Source organism: Amycolatopsis sp. NPDC049691, assembly GCF_040675005.1.
GTDB lineage: Bacteria > Actinomycetota > Actinomycetes > Mycobacteriales > Pseudonocardiaceae > Amycolatopsis.
This window is the reverse complement of the sequence record NZ_JBFANX010000021.1, coordinates 2,346-24,631: the sequence shown is the minus strand read 5'-3', so window position 1 is coordinate 24,631 and position 22,286 is coordinate 2,346. Positions and strand designations below refer to the sequence as shown.

The 22,286-nt window shown below is 71.0% G+C and carries 22 protein-coding genes; 10 read left to right on the top strand and 12 right to left on the bottom strand.

Annotated elements, in window-relative coordinates:
- Positions 1-8: 8 nt before the first annotated feature.
- The 5 genes from AB0J40_RS36455 to AB0J40_RS36435 all read right to left on the bottom strand — a co-directional run bounded on the left by AB0J40_RS36455 (position 9) and on the right by AB0J40_RS36435 (position 6,463).
- Complete coding sequence (locus tag AB0J40_RS36455) at positions 9-1,757, bottom strand: beta-galactosidase family protein (protein WP_364462639.1); 1,749 nt, start codon at positions 1,755-1,757, stop codon at positions 9-11.
- Positions 1,750-3,288, bottom strand: coding sequence for an alpha-L-arabinofuranosidase C-terminal domain-containing protein (locus AB0J40_RS36450; RefSeq protein ID WP_364462636.1), 1,539 nt, complete (start codon positions 3,286-3,288; stop codon positions 1,750-1,752). The genes AB0J40_RS36455 and AB0J40_RS36450 overlap by 8 nt, the downstream gene beginning before the upstream one ends.
- The gene (locus tag AB0J40_RS36445) at positions 3,285-4,625 is read right to left on the bottom strand and encodes a sugar ABC transporter substrate-binding protein (RefSeq protein ID WP_364462633.1); all 1,341 of its coding nucleotides are present in this window, start codon (positions 4,623-4,625) and stop codon (positions 3,285-3,287) included. Before AB0J40_RS36445 ends, AB0J40_RS36450 begins: the two co-directional genes overlap by 4 nt.
- Positions 4,626-4,653: 28 nt before the next feature.
- A complete protein-coding gene (locus AB0J40_RS36440) occupies positions 4,654-5,463 on the bottom strand; it encodes a carbohydrate ABC transporter permease (protein ID WP_364463016.1) in 810 nt (269 codons plus the stop codon).
- 70 nt (positions 5,464-5,533) lie between these two features.
- Positions 5,534-6,463 carry a sugar ABC transporter permease gene (locus AB0J40_RS36435; RefSeq protein ID WP_364462630.1) on the bottom strand — a complete coding sequence of 310 codons (930 nt, stop codon included), beginning with the start codon at positions 6,461-6,463 and terminating at the stop codon, positions 5,534-5,536.
- 130 nt (positions 6,464-6,593) lie between these two features.
- Between AB0J40_RS36435 and AB0J40_RS36430 the strand changes: the two genes are divergently transcribed.
- The gene (locus tag AB0J40_RS36430) at positions 6,594-7,580 is read left to right on the top strand and encodes a LacI family DNA-binding transcriptional regulator (RefSeq protein WP_364462627.1); all 987 of its coding nucleotides are present in this window, start codon (positions 6,594-6,596) and stop codon (positions 7,578-7,580) included.
- A gap of 142 nt (positions 7,581-7,722) precedes the next feature.
- Positions 7,723-7,905 carry a hypothetical protein gene (locus AB0J40_RS36425; RefSeq protein WP_086856983.1) on the top strand — a complete coding sequence of 61 codons (183 nt, stop codon included), beginning with the start codon at positions 7,723-7,725 and terminating at the stop codon, positions 7,903-7,905.
- On the opposite strand, the gene AB0J40_RS36420 is transcribed toward AB0J40_RS36425, so the two are convergent.
- Complete coding sequence (locus AB0J40_RS36420) at positions 7,883-8,506, bottom strand: DsbA family oxidoreductase (RefSeq protein ID WP_364463014.1); 624 nt, start codon at positions 8,504-8,506, stop codon at positions 7,883-7,885. The two genes, AB0J40_RS36425 and AB0J40_RS36420, sit on opposite strands and share 23 nt — an antisense overlap.
- Positions 8,507-8,590: 84 nt before the next feature.
- On the opposite strand from AB0J40_RS36420, the gene AB0J40_RS36415 reads away from it, so the two are divergent.
- Positions 8,591-9,190 (top strand): QsdR family transcriptional regulator, encoded by a 600-nt coding sequence (locus AB0J40_RS36415; RefSeq protein ID WP_364462624.1) that lies wholly within the window; start codon positions 8,591-8,593, stop codon positions 9,188-9,190.
- Between the two features lie 241 nt (positions 9,191-9,431).
- On the top strand, positions 9,432-10,361 hold the full coding sequence (locus tag AB0J40_RS36410; protein ID WP_364462621.1) for a dienelactone hydrolase family protein: 930 nt from the start codon (positions 9,432-9,434) through the stop codon (positions 10,359-10,361).
- A gap of 4 nt (positions 10,362-10,365) precedes the next feature.
- Here the strand turns inward: AB0J40_RS36410 and AB0J40_RS36405 are convergent, their stop codons facing one another.
- The gene (locus AB0J40_RS36405; RefSeq protein WP_364462618.1) at positions 10,366-11,346 is read right to left on the bottom strand and encodes an NAD(P)-dependent alcohol dehydrogenase; all 981 of its coding nucleotides are present in this window, start codon (positions 11,344-11,346) and stop codon (positions 10,366-10,368) included.
- Between the two features lie 90 nt (positions 11,347-11,436).
- On the opposite strand from AB0J40_RS36405, the gene AB0J40_RS36400 reads away from it, so the two are divergent.
- Both AB0J40_RS36400 and AB0J40_RS36395 read left to right on the top strand, forming a co-directional pair.
- Positions 11,437-12,096 carry a TetR/AcrR family transcriptional regulator C-terminal domain-containing protein gene (locus AB0J40_RS36400; RefSeq protein WP_364462616.1) on the top strand — a complete coding sequence of 220 codons (660 nt, stop codon included), beginning with the start codon at positions 11,437-11,439 and terminating at the stop codon, positions 12,094-12,096.
- Between the two features lie 45 nt (positions 12,097-12,141).
- Positions 12,142-13,134, top strand: coding sequence for an LLM class flavin-dependent oxidoreductase (locus tag AB0J40_RS36395; protein ID WP_364462614.1), 993 nt, complete (start codon positions 12,142-12,144; stop codon positions 13,132-13,134).
- Position 13,135: 1 nt separating this feature from the next.
- Here AB0J40_RS36395 and AB0J40_RS36390 read toward each other — a convergent pair whose 3' ends face one another.
- The 4 genes from AB0J40_RS36390 to sigK form a co-directional block, all read right to left on the bottom strand.
- Positions 13,136-13,807 (bottom strand): fasciclin domain-containing protein, encoded by a 672-nt coding sequence (locus AB0J40_RS36390; RefSeq protein WP_364462611.1) that lies wholly within the window; start codon positions 13,805-13,807, stop codon positions 13,136-13,138.
- A 94-nt stretch (positions 13,808-13,901) separates the two neighbouring features.
- Positions 13,902-15,446 (bottom strand): molybdopterin-dependent oxidoreductase, encoded by a 1,545-nt coding sequence (locus AB0J40_RS36385; protein ID WP_364462608.1) that lies wholly within the window; start codon positions 15,444-15,446, stop codon positions 13,902-13,904.
- A gap of 13 nt (positions 15,447-15,459) precedes the next feature.
- Complete coding sequence (locus tag AB0J40_RS36380) at positions 15,460-16,140, bottom strand: anti-sigma factor (RefSeq protein ID WP_364462605.1); 681 nt, start codon at positions 16,138-16,140, stop codon at positions 15,460-15,462.
- Positions 16,137-16,730 carry an ECF RNA polymerase sigma factor SigK gene (sigK, locus tag AB0J40_RS36375; RefSeq protein ID WP_364462603.1) on the bottom strand — a complete coding sequence of 198 codons (594 nt, stop codon included), beginning with the start codon at positions 16,728-16,730 and terminating at the stop codon, positions 16,137-16,139. The genes AB0J40_RS36380 and sigK overlap by 4 nt, the downstream gene beginning before the upstream one ends.
- 386 nt (positions 16,731-17,116) lie before the next feature.
- Between sigK and AB0J40_RS36370 the strand changes: the two genes are divergently transcribed.
- Together AB0J40_RS36370 and AB0J40_RS36365 are read left to right on the top strand one after the other, a co-directional pair.
- On the top strand, positions 17,117-17,530 hold the full coding sequence (locus AB0J40_RS36370) for an SsgA family sporulation/cell division regulator (RefSeq protein WP_364462600.1): 414 nt from the start codon (positions 17,117-17,119) through the stop codon (positions 17,528-17,530).
- A 14-nt stretch (positions 17,531-17,544) separates the two neighbouring features.
- Complete coding sequence (locus tag AB0J40_RS36365; protein ID WP_364462597.1) at positions 17,545-18,882, top strand: fatty acid--CoA ligase family protein; 1,338 nt, start codon at positions 17,545-17,547, stop codon at positions 18,880-18,882.
- Here AB0J40_RS36365 and ilvD read toward each other — a convergent pair.
- Positions 18,872-20,563, bottom strand: coding sequence for a dihydroxy-acid dehydratase (gene ilvD, locus AB0J40_RS36360; RefSeq protein WP_364462594.1), 1,692 nt, complete (start codon positions 20,561-20,563; stop codon positions 18,872-18,874). The genes AB0J40_RS36365 and ilvD overlap by 11 nt on opposite strands.
- Positions 20,564-20,678: 115 nt before the next feature.
- Here ilvD and AB0J40_RS36355 point away from each other — a divergent pair, with 115 nt between their 5' ends.
- Both AB0J40_RS36355 and AB0J40_RS36350 read left to right on the top strand, forming a co-directional pair.
- Entirely contained in the window at positions 20,679-21,755 is a 1,077-nt protein-coding gene (locus tag AB0J40_RS36355) for a dihydrodipicolinate reductase (RefSeq protein WP_364462591.1), read from the top strand.
- Positions 21,752-22,286: hypothetical protein (locus AB0J40_RS36350; RefSeq protein WP_364462588.1), on the top strand; the 535-nt coding region annotated here is incomplete at its 3' end. The genes AB0J40_RS36355 and AB0J40_RS36350, both read left to right, overlap by 4 nt.

Below are 22,286 nucleotides of genomic sequence, written 5' to 3'. Positions count from 1 at the left end.
GGACTTCCTCAGGCCTCCGTGTGGCCCAGCAGCGGCCGCGGTACGAACCGGGCCGCCGGGTCGAGCATCGTGTCCAGTTCGAGCACGACGAGGTCGTTGGCGCCCGCGCGGACGATCGGGCGCGGCACGTACAGCGTCCGCTGCGGCCCGCGCCGCCAGTAGCGGCCGAGGCAGAACCCGTTGAACCACACCAGGCCCTTGCCCCACTCGCCGGTGTCGAGGAACAGGTCCGCGGACGCGTCGACGTCCACCGAAGCCCGCAGCAGCACCGGCCCGGCCACCGGTCCGGCGACCAGCGACGGCGTCGCCGGCCGCAGCCCGGGGAGCGCGTCGAGCTCCAGCGGCAGCACGTCCCAGCCGGTCAGCGGCTCGCCGTGCACCGCCGCGCCGCCGATGATGCCCTTCGCCTCGCCGATCCGCGGGCCGTAGTCGACGCGGCCCTGGTCCTCGACCAGCACCAGCAGCTCGCCCCGCGCCCGCGGCAGCGCGATCGCCCGCTCGTGGTGGTCGCGCTGCAGCGTGCCCACCGGGTCGCCGTCGAAGAACACCGTCGCGCGGTCACGGACCTCGCCGAAGGTCAGCACGCCCGGCCGGTCGCCCTCGATCGAGCAGCGCAGCAGCGCCAGGCGCGGCATCGGGGTCAGGGCGTCGAACGCGGGCAGCTCCTCGTGGAACTCCCAGGTGCCCCAGCGGTCCGGGGCGTCGAGCAGGCGGACCGGGTCGCGCAGGACCGCGTGGGCGGCCGGAGCGGGCCGCGCCGGCGGCGGGACGGAGTCCGGCACCTTGTGGTAGCGCGCGATCACGTCCCGGAACGCGTGGTACTTCGGTGTCGGGTCACCGGCTTCGTCCAGCGGCGCGTCGTAGTCGTAGGACGTCACCAGCGGCTGGTAGACGCCCTTGTCGTTGGCGCCGTTGGTGAGACCGAAGTTGGTGCCGCCGTGGAACATGTACAGGTTGACCGACGCGCCCGCGGCGAGCAGCGCGTCGAGCTCCGCGGCGGCGTCCGCGGCGGGTGTCGTGTGGTGGTGGGCGCCCCAGTGGTCGAACCAGCCGTTCCAGAACTCGCTGCACATCAGCGGCCCGGTCGGCTGGTGCGCCCGCAGGATCGCCAGCCGCTCCCGCGCGCCGGAGCCGAACGACGCGGTGCGGTGCAGCCCGTCGAGGCTGCCGGCTTCGAGCATGTCCGGCTGGTCCACTGTGGTCAGTGGCACGGTGATCCCCGACGCGCGCGTGTGGTCGGCCAGCGCCCGCAGGTACTGCTTGTCGTCGCCGAAGGCGCCGTACTCGTTCTCGACCTGGACGAGCAGCACCGGGCCGCCGCGGTCGACCTGGTGCGGCACCACGACTTCGTAGACGCGCGTCAGGTATTCGCGCACGGCCGCGAGGTACCGCGGTTCGTACCGGCGGACCCCGACCGCCGGGTCGCGGAACAACCACGCCGGCAGGCCGCCGTTGTCCCACTCCGCGCAGATGTACGGGCCGGGCCGGACGATCGCGTACATCCCGGCCTCGGCGACGAGCCCCAGGAAGCGGTCGAGGTCGAGCCCGCCGGTCAGGTCGAAGACGTCCGGCGAAGGGGCGTGCGCGTTCCACGGGACGTACGTCTCGATGGTGTTGAGCCCCATCCGGCGGGCCTTGTCGATCCGGTCGGCCCACAGGTCCGGGTGCACCCGGAAGTAGTGCAGAGCACCGGAAAGGATCCGGAACGGCTGCCCGTCGAGCAGGAAGTCGGTCTCCCCGATGACGAACTCAGGCATGCGAAGCCGCCTCCGGGCTCAGCTGGAGCACGGTCCAGGACAGCGGTGGCAGTGTCACGGTGATGGTCGTCCCCCCGGGGTCGGACGTCGCGGCGGCGCCGGGCAGCGGCACCGGCCGGACCGGTTGTGCGGTGGCGGTGTTCGTCGTGTGACGCGTCCCGCCGTCGGGTGTGGTCAGCGTTTCGGCCGCGTACAGGCCGTACCGTGCGCCGCGCAGGCGGATCCGGACTTCCGTGTGCGACGCGGTGGCGCGGTTGGTCAGGAACACCGCGCCCCGCCCGGATTCCCCCGCCGTCGCGGCGACGTCGACGAGGTCGACTTCACCGTGTTGCGCGGTGCGGAGCCGGTCGCCCTCGACGGACAGGCGCAGGCTCTCCCCGCTCGCCAGCGCGGCCACCCGCTGGAACGGGTGGAACGTCGGCTGCCGCCACGCCGGCCCGCCGGGTTCGGTGCGGATCGGCGCGATGACGTTCACCAGCTGCGCCTGGTTCGCCATCGTGACGCGGTCGACGTTGCGCAGCAGGGAACTCAGGAGCGAGCCGACGACGACCGCGTCGGTCACGGTGTAGTCGTCCTCGATGATCCGCGGGTGCTCCCGCCAGCCGCCCTCGGCGAGCCGCGCCTGGTCGACTTCGTTCCACCGGCGCAGGTCCCACACGTTCCACTCGTCGACGCTGATCCCGATCTTCTTGTCCAGGCCCAGTTCGGCGAGCGTCTCGTCGATGATCCCCGCGGTCGTGCGGATGAAGCGGTCCAGCCCGGCCGCGCTGGCCAGGTAGCTGTCGGTGTCGCCGTGCAGCTCCTGGTAGTAGGCGTGCAGCGAGATGTGGTCGACCAGCTCGGCGGTGTGGCGCAGCACCGTGCGTTCCCACGACCCGAACGTCGGCATGTCCGCGTGCGAGCTGCCCGCGACGACCAGTTCGACGTCCGGGTCGATCATCCGCATGAGCCGCGCGGTTTCGGCGGCCAGCCTGCCGTACTCGTCGGCCGTCTTGTGGCCGATCTGCCACGGGCCGTCCATCTCGTTGCCGAGGCACCACAGCTTGAAGCCGAACGGGCGGTCGGCGCCGTTCGCGCGGCGCCGTTCGCTCAGCTCCGTGCCGCCCGCGTGGTTGCAGTACTCCAGGACGTCGGCGGCTTCCTGGATGCCGCGGGTGCCGAGGTTGACGGCGTACATCACCTCGGCACCCGCGGCTTCGGCCCACGCGACGAACTCGTGCAGGCCGAAGCGGTTGGACTCGACGCTGTGCCAGGCCGGGTCGAGCCGGACCGGCCGCCGCGGGCCGACGCCGTCCTCCCAGCGGTAGCCGGAGACGAAGTTTCCGCCCGGGTAACGGATCACGCTCGGCCCGAGCTCCCGGACCAGTTCCAGCACGTCGCCGCGGAAGCCGCGATCGTCCGCAGTGGAGTGACCAGGCTCGAACAGTCCCGTGTAGACGGACCGGCCCATGTGCTCGACGAAGGAGCCGAAGAGGCGACGCGGGACCGGGCCGATCACCTCGCCCGCGTCGCCTTCGATGTGGACGGTCATCCGGCGCTGACCGTGAAGCCCTGCTGGTTGCCGTAGTCCACGATGGCCTGCTGCCAGGCCGCCAGCCCGGCGTCGAGGCCGGTGGCGTTCACGTAGGCCTTGCCGGCGGTGTCGCTGAAGACGCTGTTGGCGTAGGTCTGGTACGGCAGGTACGTCCAGCCCGGAGCGACGTCCTTCGACGCACTCGTCAGCACCTGGTTGATCTTCTGGCCGCCGAAGTACGGCACGGCCTCGTCGACGAACGCGGGCGAGGTCAGATCGGCCGTGGTGGATGGGAAGCCGCCGCTCTTGATGAACGGCTGGACGCCGTTCCCGTGGTTGAGCCAGCGCACGAACGCCGCGGCCAGCGCCGGGTTCTTGCTCTGCTTGACCACGGACTGGGTGCTGCCGCCGTTCTCCGCGGTCACCGGCTTGCCGTCGTAGGTCGGCATCGGCGCGACCGCCCACTTGCCGGCGCCACCGGGCACCGACGAGATGAAGTTGCCCGGCATCCAGGCGCCGGTGACCAGGGAGGAGATGGTGCCGTCACCGAGGGCGCGGAACCAGTCGTCGGACCACTCCTTGACCGGGGCGAGCAGCTTGCCCTGGATCAGCTGGTCCCACATGGCGGTCCACTTCTTGACCCCCGGGTCGGCGAAGTCGACCTTCACGTTCCGGCCGTCGACGGAGAACGGGCGCCCGCCCGCCTGCCAGATCATGCTCAGCACGAACCCGGGGTCACCGGTGTCCGAGGTGATGTACTTGGTGGGGTCGGCGGCGTGCAGCTTCTTCGCCGCGTCGATGTACTCGGCCCAGGTCTTCGGCACGGCGATGCCGTTCTTGTCGAAGACTTCCTTGTTGTAGAACAGCGCCATCGGGCCGGAGTCCTGCGGGAGGCCGTAGAGCCCGTTGCCGTTCTTGACCTGCGCCCAGGTCGAGGCGCTGTAGTCCTTTTCGAACGAACCGAAGCCGTACTGGTTGAGGTCGGCCAGTGAATCGGTCAGCGCGAACTGCGGGAGCGCGTAGTACTCGATCTGCGCGACGTCGGGAGCACCCGAGCCGGCCTTGATCGCGTTCTGCAGCTTGGTGTACTCCTCCTTGTTCGTGCCCGCGTTGACGTAGTTGACCTTGACGTTCGGGTATTCCTTCTGGAACGCGGCCACCTGGTCCTTGGCCGACGGGGTCCAGCTCCAGTACGTGATCTCCCCGCCGGCCTTCAGCGCGGCGTCGACGGAGTCCTGGGTGCCGGTGGCCGCCGCGGGCGCCGACGACGAGCCGCCGGACGAGCAACCGACCGCCAGTGCGGCCGCCAGCGCCACGGCGGCGGCCGCCCTGGCGCGACTACGGAAACGTGACATCGAGTGTCCCTTCACGACGGTGTGACGACTACTGCTTGACGCTGCCCGCGCTCAGGCCCGATTGCCAGAACCGTTGCATGAGCAGGAAAGCGACGACGAGGGGAATGATGGTGAGCAACGACCCGGTGAGGACCAGGTTGAAGATCGGCTGGGCGCCGGCGCCGTTGGCCTGGGCGCTCCACTGGTTGAGCCCGACGGTCAGCGGGTACCACTTGGGCTCGCTGAGCATGATCAGGGGCAGGAAGTAGTTGTTCCAGGTCTGCACCATCGTGAACAGCGTGACCGTGATGATCCCGGGGACCAGCTGGCGCAGCGTCACGGTGAGGAAGATCCGGAGCTCGCCGGCGCCGTCGATCCGCGCCGCTTCCAGCAGCTCGTCGGGGATGGCGTCGGCGGCGTAGACCCAGATCAGGTACAGGCCGAACGGGCTGATCAGCGACGGGATGATGACCGCCAGCGGCGTGTTGGTCAGCCCCATCTTGCTGAACATCAGGAACGTCGGCACGGCCAGCGCCGTCGGGGGCACGGCCACGGCCCCGAGGACGACGGCGAACACGCCGCGGCGGCCGGGGAAGCGGTACTTGGCCAGCCCGTAGCCCGCCGCCGTCGCGAGGATCGTCGCGCCGCCGGCGCCGACCACGACGTACAGCAGGGTGTTGCCCAGCCAGCGGAAGAAGATCCCGCCGTTGTAGGTGAACGTCTGGCCGATGTTGTCGAAGAGGGCGAACGAGTCGCCGAAGGACAGTCCCGACGTCGAGAACAGGGACGGCTGGGTCTTGGTCGCGTTGATCACCAGCCACACCAGGGGAACCAGGGTGTAGAGCAGGTACAGCGCCATGAAGCCGGTGAGGACACGGGACTTGCGGGGCCTGGTCACCGAGAACTGTGTCTTCGAAAGAACGGCCACGTCACATCTCCTTCCGGGAGCCGCGCAGCTGCACGACGTAGGCGATGACCGCGGTGATCACGCCCATCACGATCGCGACGGTGGCGGAGTAGTTGTACTGCTGCCCGTTGAAGGAAAGGTTGTAGGCGTACATGTTCGGCGTGTAGAACGTGCCGATCGTGTTCGGCACCAGGTTGCGCATGATGTTCGGCTCGTTGAACAGCTGGAAGCTGCCGATGATCGAGAAGATCGTGGCGACCACGATGGCACCCCGGATCGCGGGGAGCTTGACCGACAGGATCGTGCGGAACGCGCCGGCGCCGTCGATCGCGGCCGCCTCGAACAGCTCCTTCGGGATCACCTTCAGCGCGGAGTAGAAGATCAGCATGTTGTAGCCGACGAACTCCCACGTGACGATGTTGCCGATCGACGTGAGCAGCCAGTTCGGCGACAACGGCTGCACCGCGTCGGTGCCGAGCAGGTGGTTCAGGTCGGCCGCGAGTCCGAAGTGGTCACCGTAGATGAAGCCCCACATCAGGGCGGCGACCACGGCGGGGACCGCGTACGGCAGGAAGATCACGACGCGGAAGAACCCGGCGGCGTGCAGCCGGGCGCTGTCGATCGCCAGCGCCGCGATCAGCGCGAGCACCAGCATGATCGGCACCTGCACGGCGAGGAACACCAGCACCCGCCGGAAGGCTTCCCAGAACTTCGGGTCGCCGAGCACCTGCGCGTAGTTGTCGGCGCCGACGAACACGGTGCCGCCGAAGAAGGCCTGGTCGCGGAAGAGGCTGAGCACGAACGCGTAGCCGACCGGCGCGATGAAGGTCAGCGCGAACACCAGCATGAAGGGGGCGACGAAGAGCCAGCCCCGCCACTTCCGCCGCGGACGGCGGGCCGTCGGCCGCGGACGGGCCGGGGCCGGAACGGGCGGAGCCGCTGTGGACGTCATCGTCTTCTCCGGTGTTGCAGATGTTTACGTCAACATGGACAGCCGAAGGGTAACGTGTTGACGTAAACATGTCCAGGACACTCCCGAGGAGACACTCGTGCCGGCTGCATCCCCCCGTCGTGGACCGTCGATGGCGGACGTGGCCCGGGAGGCGGGCGTGTCGGGTCAGACGGTGTCCCGGGTCGCGAACGGCCGGACGAACGTCGACGACGCGACCCGCGAACGCGTCCTCGCGGCGATGCGCCGGGTCGGCTACCGGCCCAACAGCGCGGCGCGGGCGTTGCGCAACGGCAAGTTCCGCAGCATCGGCGTGATCATTTCGGCGCTCCCGACGTTCGGCAACAGCCGCACGCTCGACGCCATCGCGGCGGCGGTCGTCGCCCAGGGGTTCTCGATCATCCTGATGCCGGTGACGCGCCCGACGCAGGGCGAGGTGACGGGCGCGTTCAGCAAGCTGGACGAGCAGGCCGTCGACGGCGTCATCATCCTGATCGAGCAGCACCAGCTCGACGAGAGCGAGATCGAGCTGCCGCACGGTCTCCCGGTGGTGGTGATCGACTCGAGCGCGCGCTACGACTACCCGGTGGTGGACACCGACCAGGCCGACGGCGCGGCGACGGCGACCCAGCACCTGCTTTCCCTGGGGCACGAGACGGTCTGGCACATCGCGGGGCCACCGCAGTCGTATTCGGCCGAGCGCCGCCGCAAGTCGTGGCGGGCCACTTTGGAGCTGGCGGGGGCTTTCGTGCCGCCGGTCCTGACGGGCGACTGGTCCCCGTCGTCGGGCTACGAGGCGGGGCTGACGCTGGCCCGCGACCCTTCGGTGACGGCGGTGTTCGCGGCCAACGACCAGATGGCGCTGGGGCTGCTGCGGGCGCTGCACGAGTCGGGGCGCCGGGTGCCGGCGGAGGTCAGCGTGGTGGGGTTCGACGACATGGAGGAGTCGGCCCACTTCTGGCCCCCGTTGACGACGATCCGCCAGTCGTTCGAGGCGGTCGGCCGGCACGCGGTTTCGGCGCTGCTGGCGGAGATCGAGACGGGCGCGGAGGCGGGCGAGCCGGTTTCGGTGCCGACGGAGCTGGTGGTCCGTTCGAGCACCGCGCCACCGCCGGCCTGACCTCGGCAGCCGTGGCCGGCACGAAGCTCGTTTGAGCGCGCGGAACCGCGGGCATTACCGGCCACCAAGCCGGATCCCCCGGTCAAGCGAACGTCGCAGTGGTGTGGACCATTCGGCCCACCGCCGCAGAAACGAGGCCGTCATGCTCGCCATCCTCGCCGCCGTGCTCTTCGGGCTCGCCCTGCTCATGGAACTCGCCGGGTTCGGGCTCGGGCCGGTCGTCACCACCGGCACCCTGACCACCGCCGGGCTGCTGTGCGTCGCCCTGCACCTGGCCGGTGTCGCCACCGACCGGTCGCGGTTCACCCGGCGGCGGCGTCGCTGACCCGGCGCAGCACCTGGGCGAACACCTCGGGTGACTGGGCGCCCGCGACGCCGAACCGCCCGTCGATCACGAAGAACGGCACTCCGGTCGCGCCCAGCTCCCGCGCCTGCTCGCCGTCCGCCGCGACTTCGGCTTCGTACGCGTCCGACTCGAGCACCGCGCGGGCCTCGGCCGCGTCGAGCCCGGCTTCGGCGGCCAGCTCCACCAGCGAGCCGCGGTCGAACAACGACCGCCGCTCCGTGAAGTGCGCGCGGTAGAACCGGTCGACGACCGCGTCGGCCAGCCCGTGTTCGGCCGCGAAGTGCACCAAGCGGTGGCCGTCGACGGTGTTTCCCATGTGGACACCGTCGAGGTGGTACTCGAGACCGTCGGCGGCCGCGCGCTGCTCCATCTGCGCTTCCATCGCGTCGGCTTCTTCGAGCGTCCGGCCGTACTTCTCGGCGAGCACCTCGCGCGTCGGCCGGGACGTCCCGCGCGGGAACGACGGGTCGAGCTGGAACGAGTGGTGCACGACCTCGACGTCGGCGCCGAGCTCGGCGACCGCCCGCTCGAAGCGGCGCTTGCCGAGGTAGCACCAGGGACAGACGAGATCGGACCAGATGTCAACACGCACGAAACCAACCTAACCCGGCCGGTGGCACGCACTTCAAGGTAACCGGCGACGACCTGTGGATAGGGTGACCCGGTGACCGTCTCGACCGACGACATCGTCCGCCACGCCGCGCGGCTGCTGTTCGCCGGAACCCGCCTCGACCTCGGCCGGATGGCGGCCGAACTGGGGATCTCGCGCACGACGTTCTTCCGCCGCGTCGGCAACCGCGACGACCTGATGGGCGCCGGGCTGCGGCTGCTGTCCGACCGGACCTGGCAGCGGGCGCTGGAGCGGTGGCGCGACGCCCACGGCTCGGCCGTCCGCACCCCCGAGGGCCGGCTGCGGTGCCTGTGGGTGATGGAGGAGTACCGCCGCGAGGTCGCGGGCAACGAGGGGATGCGCAAGCTGATCGAGGCCGAGTCGACGGTGGCGTTGCGAGTGCTGACGGACCCGCGCGGCGCGGTCCAGCCCGCCTTGGTCGACGCGCACGTGGAGCTGTTCCGCGAGGACGCCTCGGCGGCGGGCCTGACGCCGCTGGTGGGGCTGCCGGACCTGGCGTTCGCCGTGGTGCGGCTCGGCGAGTCGTTCCTGTACTCGGACGTGCTGGCGGCGCGGACCGTGGACCTGAAGGTGGCGACGACGTTGCTCGACACGTTGGTGCGCGGGGCCTTGGAGCCGGCCGCGACCGGCTGAGCGAGTACTCACCTGCGTGAGTGCCGGCCCTCTCCGACTCGCCGATCAAGCGCACAGTCGGTCAGCTACTCACCCGTTCGGGTGTTGTGGAACATTTGGCCGAAGTGTTTCATGAGTCCACGGGAAAGCGGTTCCCCCGCATCCCGCACGCGGCACGTCTCCCTTGCCGTGCAACGGTTCCATCGGTCCGCCCGTCCGTGTCCGGGCGCGCTTTCGCCTGCCCGGGGAAAGAGAGCGATCCATGTCCGTACTCACCAGTCCGCCGACGTCGCCTGGCTCGGGTGAGAAAATTTCCCGCCGCCGCTCCTGGCGGGCCAAGGCCGCCGGGGTCCTCGCGGCCGCGTTGACGGTCACCACCGCCGTCACCTCGCCGGCACCCGCCGCCGACAACCCCTACGAACGGGGGCCCGACCCGACCACCGCCAGCATCGAAGCGAGCCGCGGCAGCTTCGCGACCAGCACCGTCACCGTGTCGCGACTGGCCGTCTCCGGCTTCGGCGGCGGGACCATCTACTACCCCACCACCACGACCGCCGGCACGTTCGGCGCGATCTCGATCGCACCCGGGTTCACGGCGCTGCAGTCGAGCATCGCCTGGCTGGGCCCGCGGCTCGCGTCGCAGGGGTTCGTCGTGTTCACCATCGACACCCTGACGACCAGCGACCAGCCCGACAGCCGGGGCAGGCAGCTGCTGGCCTCGCTCGACTACCTGACCCAGCAGAGCAGCGTCCGGTCCCGCATCGACAGCAGCAGGCTCGGCGTGGTCGGGCACTCGATGGGCGGTGGCGGCACCCTGGAAGCGGCGCGCTCCCGGCCGTCGCTGCAGGCCGCGATCCCGCTGACCGGCTGGAACCTGACCAAGAACTGGTCGACGGTCAGCGTGCCGACGCTCGTCGTCGGGGCGGAGGCGGACACGGTCGCCCCGGTGGCCACGCACTCGATCCCGTTCTACACCAGCCTGCCGTCCACCTTGGACAAGGCGTACCTCGAACTGCGCGGCGCCAGCCACTTCGCGCCGAACTCGTCGAACACGACGATCGCGAAGTACACCCTCTCGTGGCTCAAGCGGTTCATCGACAACGACACCCGCTACGAACAGTTCCTCTGCCCGATCCCGGCCACCAGCCTGTCCATTTCGGACTTCCGCGGCAACTGCCCGCACCACGGCTGACCGGTCAGCCGGGCACGCCGAGGGTGACCGCCACCTTTCCCTTGGCGTGCCCGGCTTCCTGGTAGGCGATCGCGGCCCGCAGGTCGTCGAACGGGTAGCTCCGGTCGATCACCGGCGTCAGCGAGCCACGCTCCACCAGCGCGGCCAGCTCACCCAGTACCGCCTTCTTGTCCGGGCACGCGACGGCGTCCGCGAGCACCACGCGCCGCCGCGCGAACGGCCCGGCGGCCAGCGCGGCGAAGACGTGCCCGGCGGGCTGCAGCCAGCGCCCGGCCGGGCCGCCGACGGCGACGAACGTGCCGCCGCGTTCGAGCACCCGGCGGCAGGCGAACACCGACCGGCCGCCGGCGATGTCCAGCACGAAGTCGTAGCGGCGGCCGCCGCGGGTGAAGTCCGCCGAGTGGTAGTCGGTGACGTGCTCCGCGCCGAGGGACCGGGCCAGCTCGACGTTCGCCGGGCCGCAGACGGCGTCGACCGCCGTCCCCAGTGCTTTCGCGAGCTGGACGGCGAAGGTGCCGACACCGCCGGAAGCCCCGTTGACCAGAACCCGGTGCCCCGGCGCCACTCCCCGCAGCGACAGCAGCGCCGTCACGGCCGCCATCGGCATCGCCGCCGCCCGCTCGTGGGTGAGGTTCGCGGGCATGCGCGCCAGCAGGTCCTCGCGCACGCAGACGTACTCCGCGTAGGCGCCCCTCGGCAGCAGGGCGTAGACGTCATCGCCGGGCGAGAACTCCTGGCCGGGCGTCTCGACCCGGCCGGCCAGATCGCAGCCGAGGACCCCGGCCGGCGGGCGGCGCAGGCCGAAGCCGCCGGTCATCAGGCGCGCGACGTACGGCTCGCCTCTCATGAAGTGCCAGTCGTACGGGTTGACCGACGTGGCGTGCACGCGGACCAGCACTTCGCCTTCGCCAGGCACCGGATCCGGCACGTCTTCCCAGGTCAGGGTCTCCGATGAGCCGTACACACGCTGAACGAGAGCCTTCACGACATCTCCCTTACGTTGTAAGTCTTACGTTGTAAGGTAGCTCCGGCTCCGACACGGGGTCAAGGGGCCTTACGTTGTACGATCCTGGGCGTGACCACCGAAGCCCGGATTCCGCTGAGCCGGGAGCGCGTCCTGCGCGCGGCCGTCGCGCTCGCGGACGAGCACGGCCTGCGGGCGGTGACGATGCGCCGGCTCGCCGACGAGCTCGACGCCGAGGCGATGTCGCTCTACTACCACGTCGCCAAGAAGGAAGACCTGCTCGACGGGATCGTCGACGTGGTCGCGCAGGAGATCAACGAGGCCGTCGACCGGCTCGAGCCCGGTCCGGACTGGCGGCGGACGGTGCGGCGGCGCATCCTCGCGGCCCGCGAGGTGTTCCTGCGCCACCGCTGGGCGCCCGCGCTGTTCGAGACGCGGTCGTCGACCAGCCTCGCGGTGCTGAAGTACTACGACGCCCTGGTCGGGGTGATGCGCGACGGCGGGTTCTCGCACGACCGGATCCACCACGCCCTGCACGCGCTCGGCAGCCGGGCCCTGGGGTTCAGCCACGAGGTGTTCGACCCGAACGCCGGCGCGTCGGCGGAAATCCCGGGGGACCTGGCGGCGCAGCTGCCGAACCTGGCCGGGATGCTGAGCGAGATCGCCCACGACGACCCGGACTCGACGCTGGGCTGGTGCGACGACCAGGCGGAGTTCGAATTCGGGCTCGACCTCATCCTCGACGGCCTGGACCTGCTGCGGGACCGGTAGTTCCAGCACGTGGGACACCCCGGCGGACGGGGCAGAATCGGCGGCGTGCCCCGACCACTGCGGAAGCTCGGCTTCCTGACCATCGGCCTGTTCGACCCCGCCGACCCGCGGCGGGGGCACGAGTCGACGCTGGAGATCATCGAGCTCGGTGAGCAGCTCGGCTTCGACAGCGCCTGGGTGCGGCACCGGCACCTGCAGCACGGCATCTCCTCGCCGGTCGCCGTGCTGGCCGCCGCGTCGCAGCGGACCCGCCGGATCGAGCTCGGGACCGCCGTCATCCCGCTCGGCTGGGAGAACCCGCTGCGGCTCGCCGAGGACCTCGCCACCGTCGACCTGCTCTCCGGCGGCCGGCTCAACCCGGGGATCAGCGTCGGCCCGCCGATGCGCTACGAGGAGGTCAAACGCGCCCTCTACCCGGACACCGCCGACGTCGAGGACTTCTCCTACGAGCGCGTGCGACGGCTGCTGGACTTCGTGCGCGGCGAGCCCGCCACCGGGTTCAGCGGCACCGAGGGCTTCGAGGTCTTCTCCGACCGGGTCCAGCCGCAGGCACCCGGGCTCGGCGAGCGCCTCTGGTACGGCGGCGCGAGCCTGCGCTCGGCCGAGTGGGCGGGCAAGCACGCGATGAACTTCCTGACCAGCAGCGTGGTCAAGGCCGAGGGTGAGAGCGTGGACTTCGCCGAGATCCAGGCGTCGCACATCCGGACCTTCCGCGAGCACCACCCCGCCGGCCGCGTCTCCCAGGGCCTGGTCGTCATCCCGACCGACTCCGCGACGCCGGAGCAGCGCGCGAAGTACGAGGCCTACGCCGCGAAACGGCTGCCGCGCACCGCGGAACCGCAGGGCCCGGCGCGGATGCTGTTCTCCCCCGACTTCGTCGGCAGCTCCGCGGAGATCGCCGAGCGGCTGCACGCGCACGAGGCGTTCCGCGAGATCGACGAGGTGGCTTTCGCCCTGCCGTTCACCTTCGACCACGAAGACTACGTGCAGATCCTCACCGACATCGCGGAACGCCTGGGCCCTCTGCTCGGACGTTAGATCACTTGTTGGCGCCCGGGGTCAGCACCTTGTCGATCACGAAGACCGTGGCGTTCTTCGTGGGGATGTTGCCGCAGAGGACCTTCGCGCCGTTGACGGTCAGGTTGTCGCCCGAGCCTTCGATCTTCAGCGGGCCGCCCGCGGTGTTCAGCGACTCCAGCGTGCCGGCCGACTCGAGGCCCTTGGCGTCGTAGCGCTTGCCGACGACGTGGTACTGCAGGATCGGCGCCAGCTCGGCCGGCTTGCCCGCCAGCTCGGCGAACTTCGCGTCGCCCAGCGCGGCGAACGCCGGGTCGGCCGGCGCGAACACCGTGATGGCCTGCTGGCTGTTGAGGGTGTCGACCAGGTTGGTGGCCTTGACCGCCGCCACCAGCTTGGTCAGCAGCGGGTTCGTCGACGCGGCCGAAGCGACCGGCTGCGGGCCCATCGAGTCCAGCGAACCGGGCGCGGAACCCTGCGGCAGCTGGGAACAGGCCGGGCCGAAGACGTCGGCGTTGGTGGTCACGCCGTCCCCGGCGGCCATGCTCGGCGACGGCGCCGTCGACGAGGACGGCGCCGGGGCCGGGGCGCTGCCGGAGCTCCCGGAGGAAGCGGTGTCGCTGCTGCTGCACGCGGTCAGCGAAAGGGCGGCCACGGCGGCGAAACCGATTCCGGCGACACGAAGCTTGGTCACGAAAATCACTCCAAAAAAGCGGCTGTGAACTTCTTCTTGCGGGGTATTCGGACCTGCCCGGAAACCGGATTGCCGACCGATCGGGTGACGCCGGTCACCTCGCCGTGAAATTGATGCCGTGCCACCCGGTGGCACCGTCGGGCACGGTTCCGGCGCGCGCGTCGGTCTGCGTGTACCCGCTTTTGTCGGTGGCCCGGCAGGCGACCTGGTGACCGCCGGGCGCGGCGTCGAACTCGGCCCACCACATGCGCCAGGTGTCGAGGTTTACTTGGTGGGACAACGTGGCTTCGCGCCACGGGCCGTCGTCCAGGCGCACTTCGACCTTCTCGACGCCGGTGTGCTGCGCCCACGCGATCCCGGCGACGCGCACCTTTCCCGACGGCACGGTTTCGAAACCCTTGGGTGTGTCGATCCGCGATTCCGTCTTGATCGGCGCTTCCCGGCTCCAGCCGCGTTTCAGCCAATAGGCCTGCCGAGCCTGCCAGGTCGTCACCTCGAGATCGGTGACCCATTTCGTCGCCGACACGTAACCGTACAGCCCGGGGATCACCAGGCGCGCCGGAAATCCGTGTTCGATCGGCAGCGGTTCGCCGTTCATCCCGATGGCGAGCATGGCGCCGCGCCCGCGATCCAGCGCCGCGGCGACCGGGCTGCCGGACGTCCAACCGTCCACACTGGACGAGTAGAGCTGCTCGGCGCCGGGCCGGACCCCGGCCTCTTCCAGCAGATCTGCCAGGTCGACGCCGATGAAGTTCGCCGTCGACACGTAGGTGCCGCCGACTTCGTTGGACACGCACGTCATCGTGATGGTGCGTTCCACGAGCGGCCGGTCGCGGATGTCGCCGTAGCCGTACCGGATTTCGCGGTCGACCATGCCGTGCAGGCGCAGGCTCCAGTCCTCGGTCCGGACCTGCGGGACGGACAGTGCGGTGTCCACGCGGTAGAAGTCGGCGTTGCGGGTGAGGAACGCCGGTGTGCCCAGCTTCGCGAAGTCGGCGTCGGCCGGGATCACCGGCGCGGTCCGCGCCGGGACCAGCCGGCCCACGGCCGCGCGCGACGACGCCGCGTCCCGGCTGCCGGCGAGCAGCCGGCCGCCGAGGCCCGCGACCCCCGCACCGGCGACCACGCCGGCGCCGGCCAGCAGCAGGGTCCGGCGCGAGGAGTCCGCCACGACGTCGCGCCGGGCCAGGCGGTGCAGGAAGGCGAACGTCGCGACGCCGGCGACCAGGCTCGCCAGCGGGGCGAGCAGGGCGACGGTGGAGAGGTCGGGCCGCGCGTGCACCGCGACGACGCCCACGAGGCCGAACCCGGTGACCACGACGAGCCCCGGCCACGGCGTGCGGCGGGAGGCGAGCCCGGCCGCGGCGGCGACCAGCACCATGACCACGGCCATCCCGGAGAGCAGGACGAGCTTGTCGTACGTGCCGAAGGTGCGGACGGCGAAGTCCTTCAGCTGCACCGGCGTCAGGTCGATGGCGCCGTTGCCGACCGCCAGGTAGGGCGACGCGTTGACGCCGACGAAGCCGGCGACGAGGTGGCCCGCCGCGAGCGCCGCCGCCAGCGCGAGGATGCCCAGGAGGGCGGCCACCCACCGGCGCAGCTTCGGCCCGGGTGCCGTCGGGGTCGTCGAGGTGCTCATCGCAGTCCGATCGCTAGGCAAGGGAGATCCGGGTGACCGCCGGGGTCGTCGGACCCGCGGAGCCGCCCGCGGGCTCGACGGTGATGCCGATCCGGTCGGTGCCGGGCGGGATGTCCGACATCAGCATCCGCGGCCGCAGGAGCCCGGCCGAATGCGCTTCGCCCGCGCGGATCAGCCACACCTGGTAGACGTGGCCGGCGTCGAGGGCGGGCAGGTCCGAGGCAAGCAGCACGGCCTGGTTGCGGCTGCGCGAGACGACCAGCGTGGCGTGCCCCTCGCCGGTGCCCTGGACGGCGGAGGCGTCGGGCGCGGACAGCACCGAGTCGACGGGCGCGGGCGGAGCCGAGGTGAGGACGCCGACGCCGACCGCGACGACGGCCGCCGCGGCGGCGCCGAACAGCGCGACGCGGAGCCGGAAAACCTTGCCGTGCTTGGCTCCGCCGCCCCGCTGGACCGGGATCTTCGGGGGCAGCTGGCGGGTGCGGGCCACGTCGGCGAGCACCAGCGCCCGCAGCCGCGGCGGCGGCCCGACCGCGTCGGCGGCACCCAGCCGGGCGCCGGTCGCGCGCAGCTCGGCCACCTCCTGGCGGCACGCCGGGCACTCGCCGAGGTGCCGTTCGAACCCGGCGCGCTCCACATCGGACAGTGCGTCCAGCGCGTAGGCCCCGGTCAGCGTGTGCAGCTCGGCGGTCATCGCTCCACCCCCAGGCAGTCACGCAGCCGGATCAGGCCGTCCCGGATGCGGGTCTTGACGGTCCCGGGCGCCACCTTCAGCACCTCGGCGACCTCGGGATAGGTGTAGCCGTTGTAGTAGGCCAGCACGATCGACTCGCGCTGGAGATCGGTCAGCTGCGCCAGGCACTGGCGGACGCGCTGCTGGTCGAGCGTGGCCAAAGTGGACTCGGTGACGTCGTCGAACGGACGCCGCACGTCCATCCGGCCGGCCTTTTCTTCGCGGTCGAGCACCGCCTGGTGCGAGCGCACGCGGTCGACGGCCCGGCGGTGGGCGATGGTCAGCACCCACGACAGGGCGCTCCCGCGGTCCGGGACGTACCGGGCGGCTTTGCGCCACACCTCCACCAGCACCTCCTGCGCCACTTCCTCGGCCTGGGCGTGGTTGCGCAGCACGCGCGTCACCAGCCCGAGCACCGGGCCGGCGATGACGTCGTACAGCGCCGCGAAGGCGGTTTCGTCCCCCGTCGCGACCCGTCTCAGGAGTTCTTCGGCGCCCGCGGGCACCGGAGCCTCGCCCGGTTGCAGCCGCAGCCGCCCTCGCTCACCCATGCCCGGCACCCTCCGCCTCACCCTGGTTGTGCGAGGCGTTCGCGGCCGGACCGCGCCGCGGACTGGTGTGCGGTGGCGCTTCCCACCCGGACGGTGCAACTCGGCCGCCGCGACCCATCCGGGGGCGGGGTGGCTCCGAAAGTCTGCTGTCGAGGTCGGGCCGGGACGTAACGACACCGGCGGGGAAACGACTGCCCTAAAGCAAGACCGAATGACTGCTCACTCAGGGTGAAAAAATTGCCCGTCCGGCCACGCCGATGGTGACCTCGGACACTTCTTGATCACCCCAGAGTGTGAAAGTTTTTCGGAACGCTGGGCGTTGAACTCACGATGGGTTATCCCTGGAACAAGACGAAGTTAACCGACGAGTAGCAAAGGCGGTCCCGATGGCCGACCCGCACAACGTGACCAGCGCCCGCATCGACTTCGCCCTGCGCACCTTCGGTGCCGGGCCGCGGCCGGTGCCCGCCGAGCTGGAGTACGACACCCGCGACCCCTACGCGGTCGCCGTGGTGCTGCACGCCGGCGCGAACGCCGTCCGGTGGCTCTTCGGGCGCGACCTGCTGGCCGACGGCCTGCTCGCCCGCTGCGGCGACGGCGACGTCCGCGTCGGGCCCGCCGGCGACCCCGCCCTGATCGTGGTCGAGCTGACCTCCCCCGACGGCGCCGCCGTGCTCGAAGCGCCCGCCAAGGAGATCGCCGCCTTCCTCGACCGGACCTACGACGTGATCCCCGCCGGGAGCGAGAGCGACTGGTTCGACTTCGACCAGGAATTCGAGAAGCTCTCCTACCAGGACTGAGTACCGTCCACGCGGTGAGCTTCTTCCTGACGAAGGTCCTCGCCGCGCTCGAGGACGGCGGTGACCGTCCTCTCTTCATCCAGAACGGCACCACCACCTACCACCAGGCCCGCGACCGCCTGCGCCGGCTGCACGGCGGTCTCGAAACCACCGGAACCGTCGCCGTCGACCTGCGCAACCGGCCCGAGACGGTGCTCGTCCAGCTCGCCGCCCTCCTGCGCGGCGCGACCGTGCTGATGGTCCCGGCCTCCGCACCGAAGCAAGACCGGCTCGCCGCGGCGCGGGGCGCCACCGTCGTCACCGACCGGCCCGGCGACTGGCCAGGCGCCGACACGAGAACCCTCGACGACCTCGACGGCGAACCCGAGCCGCTGGACCCGCCGGACACCGTGCACCTCCTCTTCCCCACCGGCGGCACCACCGGCACCCCCAAGCTCATCCGCCACAGCGGCATCTACGACGGCATGGCGCACATCTTCACGCCGAACCCGGACGGCCCCGGCCGCACGCTGCTCGTCGCCCCCATGACGCACATGACCGGCAACGCCACCGTCCTCGGCGCGCTGCTCCGGCGTGACACCGTCGTCGTCCACGACGGTTTCGACGCAGGCGCGGTCCTCGGCGCGATCCAGGAACACCGGATCGACACGCTCTCCCTGACGCCGCCGCGGCTGGCCGCCGTCCTCGACCACCCGGAACTGGAGAACACCGACCTCGGCAGCGTCCGCTCGCTCTCCCTCGGCGCCGCGCCGCTGCCCCCGCACCGGCTCGCCCAGGCCCTCGCGGTCTTCGGCCCGGTCGTCGGCCAGGGCTACGGCCTCACCGAAGCGCCGATGATCGCGAGCATCTCCGCCGCCGAACTGATCGCGCGCCCCGAACTGCTCGGCTCGGTCGGCCGGATCGTGCCGGGCATGGAAGCCCGCGTCGAGGACGGCGAAGTCGTCGTCCGCGGACTGTCCATGATGGACGGTTACCGCGGCGGCCCGGACGTCGGCGCCGGCTGGCTGCGCACCGGCGACCTCGGCCGCTTCGACGACGACGGCTACCTCTACCTGCTCGGCCGCGCCGACGACGTGGTCGTGGTCGGCGAGCACGGCACGAAGGTCGCCACGACCGTCGTCGAACACGCGCTGGAGACGCACCCGGCCGTCCGGAGCGCCGCCGTCTTCGGCCACGGCGACCGGCTGCACGCCGTCGTCGTCGCCGAGGGCGACGTCACCGAAGACGACGTGAAGGCACACGCCCGGACGATCTTCGGCCAGGACCACTACGTTCCGGCGAAGGTGGGCTTCGCCGACGCACTCCCCCTCACCGAGGTCGGCAAGGTCGACAAGCGCGCGCTCAGCTCGTGACGGCGCCGTAGGACGACGACCGGACCAGCTTCGCGTACTTCCCGAGCACCCCTTCCGGGAACTTGTTCGGCAGCGGCTCCCAGCCTTCGCGGCGCCGCGCCAGCTCGGCGGCGTCGACCAGCAGGTCGATGCTGCGGCCCTTGATGTCCACGGCGATCCGGTCGCCGGTGCGGACGAACGCGATCGGCCCGCCGTCGACCGCCTCGGGCGCGACGTGGCCGATGCACAGCCCCGTCGTGCCGCCGGAGAACCGGCCGTCGGTCAGCAGCAGGACGTCCTTGCCCAGCCCGGCGCCCTTGATCGCCGCGGTGATGGCGAGCATCTCGCGCATGCCCGGCCCGCCCTTGGGACCTTCGTAGCGGATGACGACGACGTCCCCGGCCTGGATGCGGCCCTCGTTCAGCGCTGCCATCGCCTCCTGCTCGCGCTCGAACACGCGGGCTGGGCCTTCGAAGTTGGCGGTGTCGAAGCCCGCCGACTTCACGACGGCGCCTTCGGGCGCGAGCGAGCCGCGCAGGATGGTGATGCCGCCGGTCGGGTGCAGCGGGTTGTCCAGCCGGCGCAGGACCTCGCCGTCGATCGGGTCGGGGTCCAGCTCGGCGAGGTTCTCCGCGACCGTCTTGCCGGTGACGGTCAGCGCGTCGCCGTGGATCAGCCCTTCGTCGAGCAGGGCCTTCATCAGCACCGGGATGCCGCCGTGGCGGTCGATGTCGTTCATGACGTACTTGCCGAACGGCTTCAGGTCGCCCAGGTGCGGGACGCGGTCGCCGACGCGGTTGAAGTCGTCCAGCGTCAGCTCGACCTTCGCCTCGTGCGCGATGGCCAGCAGGTGCAGCACGGCGTTGGTCGAGCCGCCGAGGGCCATCACGACGGTGATGGCGTTCTCGAACGCCTCGCGCGTGAGGATGTCCCGCGCGGTGATGCCCTTCTCGAGCAGCCCGACCACGGCTTCGCCGGAAAGGTGCGCGTAGTGGTCGCGACGGCGGTCCGCGGACGGCGGCGCGGCCGAGCCCGGCATGCTCATCCCCATCGCCTCGGCCGCCGACGCCATCGTGTTCGCCGTGTACATGCCGCCGCAGGCGCCCTCACCGGGGCAGATGGCGCGTTCGATGCGGTCCAGGTCGCCCGCCTGCATGCGGCCCGCCCGGCAGGCGCCGACCGCCTCGAAGGCGTCGATCAGCGTGACGTCCTTCTCGGTGCCGTCGGTCAGCTTCACCCAGCCGGGGGCGATGGTGCCCGCGTAGAGGAACACCGACGCGAGGTCGAGCCGGGCCGCCGCCATCAGCATGCCGGGCAGGGACTTGTCGCAGCCGGCCAGCAGGATCGAGCCGTCGAGCCGCTCGGCCTGCATGACCGTCTCGACGGAGTCGGCGATGACCTCGCGGGACACGAGCGAGAAGTGCATGCCGTCGTGGCCCATGGAGATGCCGTCGGAGACGGAGATCGTGCCGAACTGCAGCGGGTAGCCGCCGCCGGCGTGCACGCCCTCCTTGGCCGCCTGCGCCAGCCGGTCCAGCGACAGGTTGCACGGCGTGATCTCGTTCCACGAACTGGCGACGCCGATGATCGGCTTGCGCCAGTCGCCGTCCCCCATCCCGACGGCGCGGAGCATGCCGCGGGCGGGCGCGGCCTCGATGCCGTCGGTCACCGTGCGGCTGCGGGGTTTCGGATCGATCGTCATCGCGGGCCTCCCGATACGACGTTCGGACGCACTGCATGCTACCCGGCTCCGCGCGGTCCGCTGGCCGGAACGAATCCCTTCCCGGACCCGGGCGAACCGGCGAAAACTCGGCGGAATGATCAGCACAGTGGTGTGGGGCACGGGCAACGTCGGCCGTGCGGCGATCCGGGCCGTCGACGCCCACCCGGCGCTGGAGCTGACCGCGGTGCTCGTCCACGACCCGGCGAAGGTCGGCAAGGACGCGGGCGCGCTGGCGGGCGTCCGGGAGCTGGGCGTCGCCGCGACGGACGACATCGACGCCGTGCTGGCCGCGGGTCCGCGCGCGATCGTGTACGCCGCTTCGGGGGACGTCCGGTTCGACGACGCGCTCGCCGACATCGTCCGCGCGATCGGGACGGGCGCGGTCGTGGTGACCCCGGCGCTCTACCCCCTCTACGACCAGCGCAACGCGCCCCCGGAACTACGCGACCCGGTGCTCGCGGCGATCAAGGAGGGCGGCGGCTCGCTGTTCGTCTCCGGCGTCGACCCCGGCTGGGGCAACGACGTCCTGCCGTTGCTGATCAGCGGGCTCGGCACGGACGTCGACGTCATCCGCTGCCAGGAGATCTTCGACTACTCGACCTACGAGCAGCCCGACTCCGTCCGGTACCTGGTCGGGATGGGCCAGCCGATGGACTACGACCCGCCGATGCTGATGACCGGCGTGCCGTCGATGGTGTGGGGCGGGCAGGTCCGGCTGATCGCGCGCGGGCTCGGCGTCGAGGTCGAGGAACTGCGCGAGACGCTGCAGCGGCGTCCGCTGGCGGAAACCGTGTCCACGCGGACCATGGGTGACTTCGAGAAGGGCACGCAGGGCGCGGTGCGGTTCGAGGTGCAGGGCATCGTCGACGGCGAGCCGCGGATCGTCATCGAGCACGTCACGCGCATCCACCCGTCGTGCGCCCCGGACTGGCCGACGCCGCCCAGCGGCGACGGCGCCCACCGCGTGATCATCGAAGGCCGGCCGCGCATCGAGGTCAGCGTCGAGGCTTCCGACGAAGGCGAAAACCGGTCCGCGGGCGGGAATGCCACCGCCGTCGGCCGGCTCGTCGGCGCGATCGACTGGCTGGCCGAGGCGGAACCCGGCCTCTACGACGCACTCGACGTCCCGCTGCGCCCGGCAGCCGGCAAGCTCGGAAGGAGGCGCTCGTGAACATCGACATCCCCGAGGGCAAGGACCCGATCGGCTATGTGTGGGGCGAACTGGTGCCCGGCATCGGGATCGCCGCGTCGCAGTTTTCGCTGGCGGTGTACGAGCACACCACGTTGGGGCTGCGGGAGTTCGAGGCCGCGCGGCTGCGGATCGCGCAGATCAACGGGTGCGTCTTCTGCCTGGACTGGCGCACCGAACGCGACGGCGTCAAGGTCGAGCCGGAGTTCGCGGACGCGGTGTCGGAGTGGCGCACGACCGAGCTGTTCGACGAGCGCACGCGGCTCGCGGCGGAGTACGCCGAGCGGTACGCGACCGACCACCACAACCTGGACGACGAGTTCTGGAAGCGGATGTCCGCGCAGTACAGCCAAAAGGAGATCGTCGAGCTGTCGATGAGCTTGGGCTCGTGGCTCGCTTTCGGACGGTTGAACCACGTCCTGGGCCTGGACACCGTCTGCGTGCTGCCGTCCCACCGGTCGTGGGGGGGTGATAGAGTTGTTAAAAAAAATATAAAAAAAAAAAAAACGACGC

Excerpts from the sequence above, each read along its gene's own strand:
- AB0J40_RS36455 (WP_364462639.1), bottom strand. The coding sequence starts at position 1,757 with ATGCCTGAGTTCGTCATCGGGGAGACCGACTTCCTGCTCGACGGGCAG.
- AB0J40_RS36450 (WP_364462636.1), bottom strand. The coding sequence starts at position 3,288 with ATGACCGTCCACATCGAAGGCGACGCGGGCGAGGTGATCGGCCCGGTC.
- AB0J40_RS36445 (WP_364462633.1), bottom strand. The coding sequence starts at position 4,625 with ATGTCACGTTTCCGTAGTCGCGCCAGGGCGGCCGCCGCCGTGGCGCTG.
- AB0J40_RS36440 (WP_364463016.1), bottom strand. The coding sequence starts at position 5,463 with ATGGCGCTGTACCTGCTCTACACCCTGGTTCCCCTGGTGTGGCTGGTG.
- AB0J40_RS36435 (WP_364462630.1), bottom strand. The coding sequence starts at position 6,463 with ATGACGTCCACAGCGGCTCCGCCCGTTCCGGCCCCGGCCCGTCCGCGG.
- AB0J40_RS36430 (WP_364462627.1), top strand. The coding sequence starts at position 6,594 with ATGGCGGACGTGGCCCGGGAGGCGGGCGTGTCGGGTCAGACGGTGTCC.
- AB0J40_RS36425 (WP_086856983.1), top strand. The coding sequence starts at position 7,723 with ATGCTCGCCATCCTCGCCGCCGTGCTCTTCGGGCTCGCCCTGCTCATG.
- AB0J40_RS36410 (WP_364462621.1), top strand. The coding sequence starts at position 9,432 with ATGTCCGTACTCACCAGTCCGCCGACGTCGCCTGGCTCGGGTGAGAAA.
- AB0J40_RS36385 (WP_364462608.1), bottom strand. The coding sequence starts at position 15,446 with ATGAGCACCTCGACGACCCCGACGGCACCCGGGCCGAAGCTGCGCCGG.
- AB0J40_RS36380 (WP_364462605.1), bottom strand. The coding sequence starts at position 16,140 with ATGACCGCCGAGCTGCACACGCTGACCGGGGCCTACGCGCTGGACGCA.
- sigK (WP_364462603.1), bottom strand. The coding sequence starts at position 16,730 with ATGGGTGAGCGAGGGCGGCTGCGGCTGCAACCGGGCGAGGCTCCGGTG.
- AB0J40_RS36370 (WP_364462600.1), top strand. The coding sequence starts at position 17,117 with ATGGCCGACCCGCACAACGTGACCAGCGCCCGCATCGACTTCGCCCTG.
- ilvD (WP_364462594.1), bottom strand. The coding sequence starts at position 20,563 with ATGACGATCGATCCGAAACCCCGCAGCCGCACGGTGACCGACGGCATC.
- AB0J40_RS36355 (WP_364462591.1), top strand. The coding sequence starts at position 20,679 with ATGATCAGCACAGTGGTGTGGGGCACGGGCAACGTCGGCCGTGCGGCG.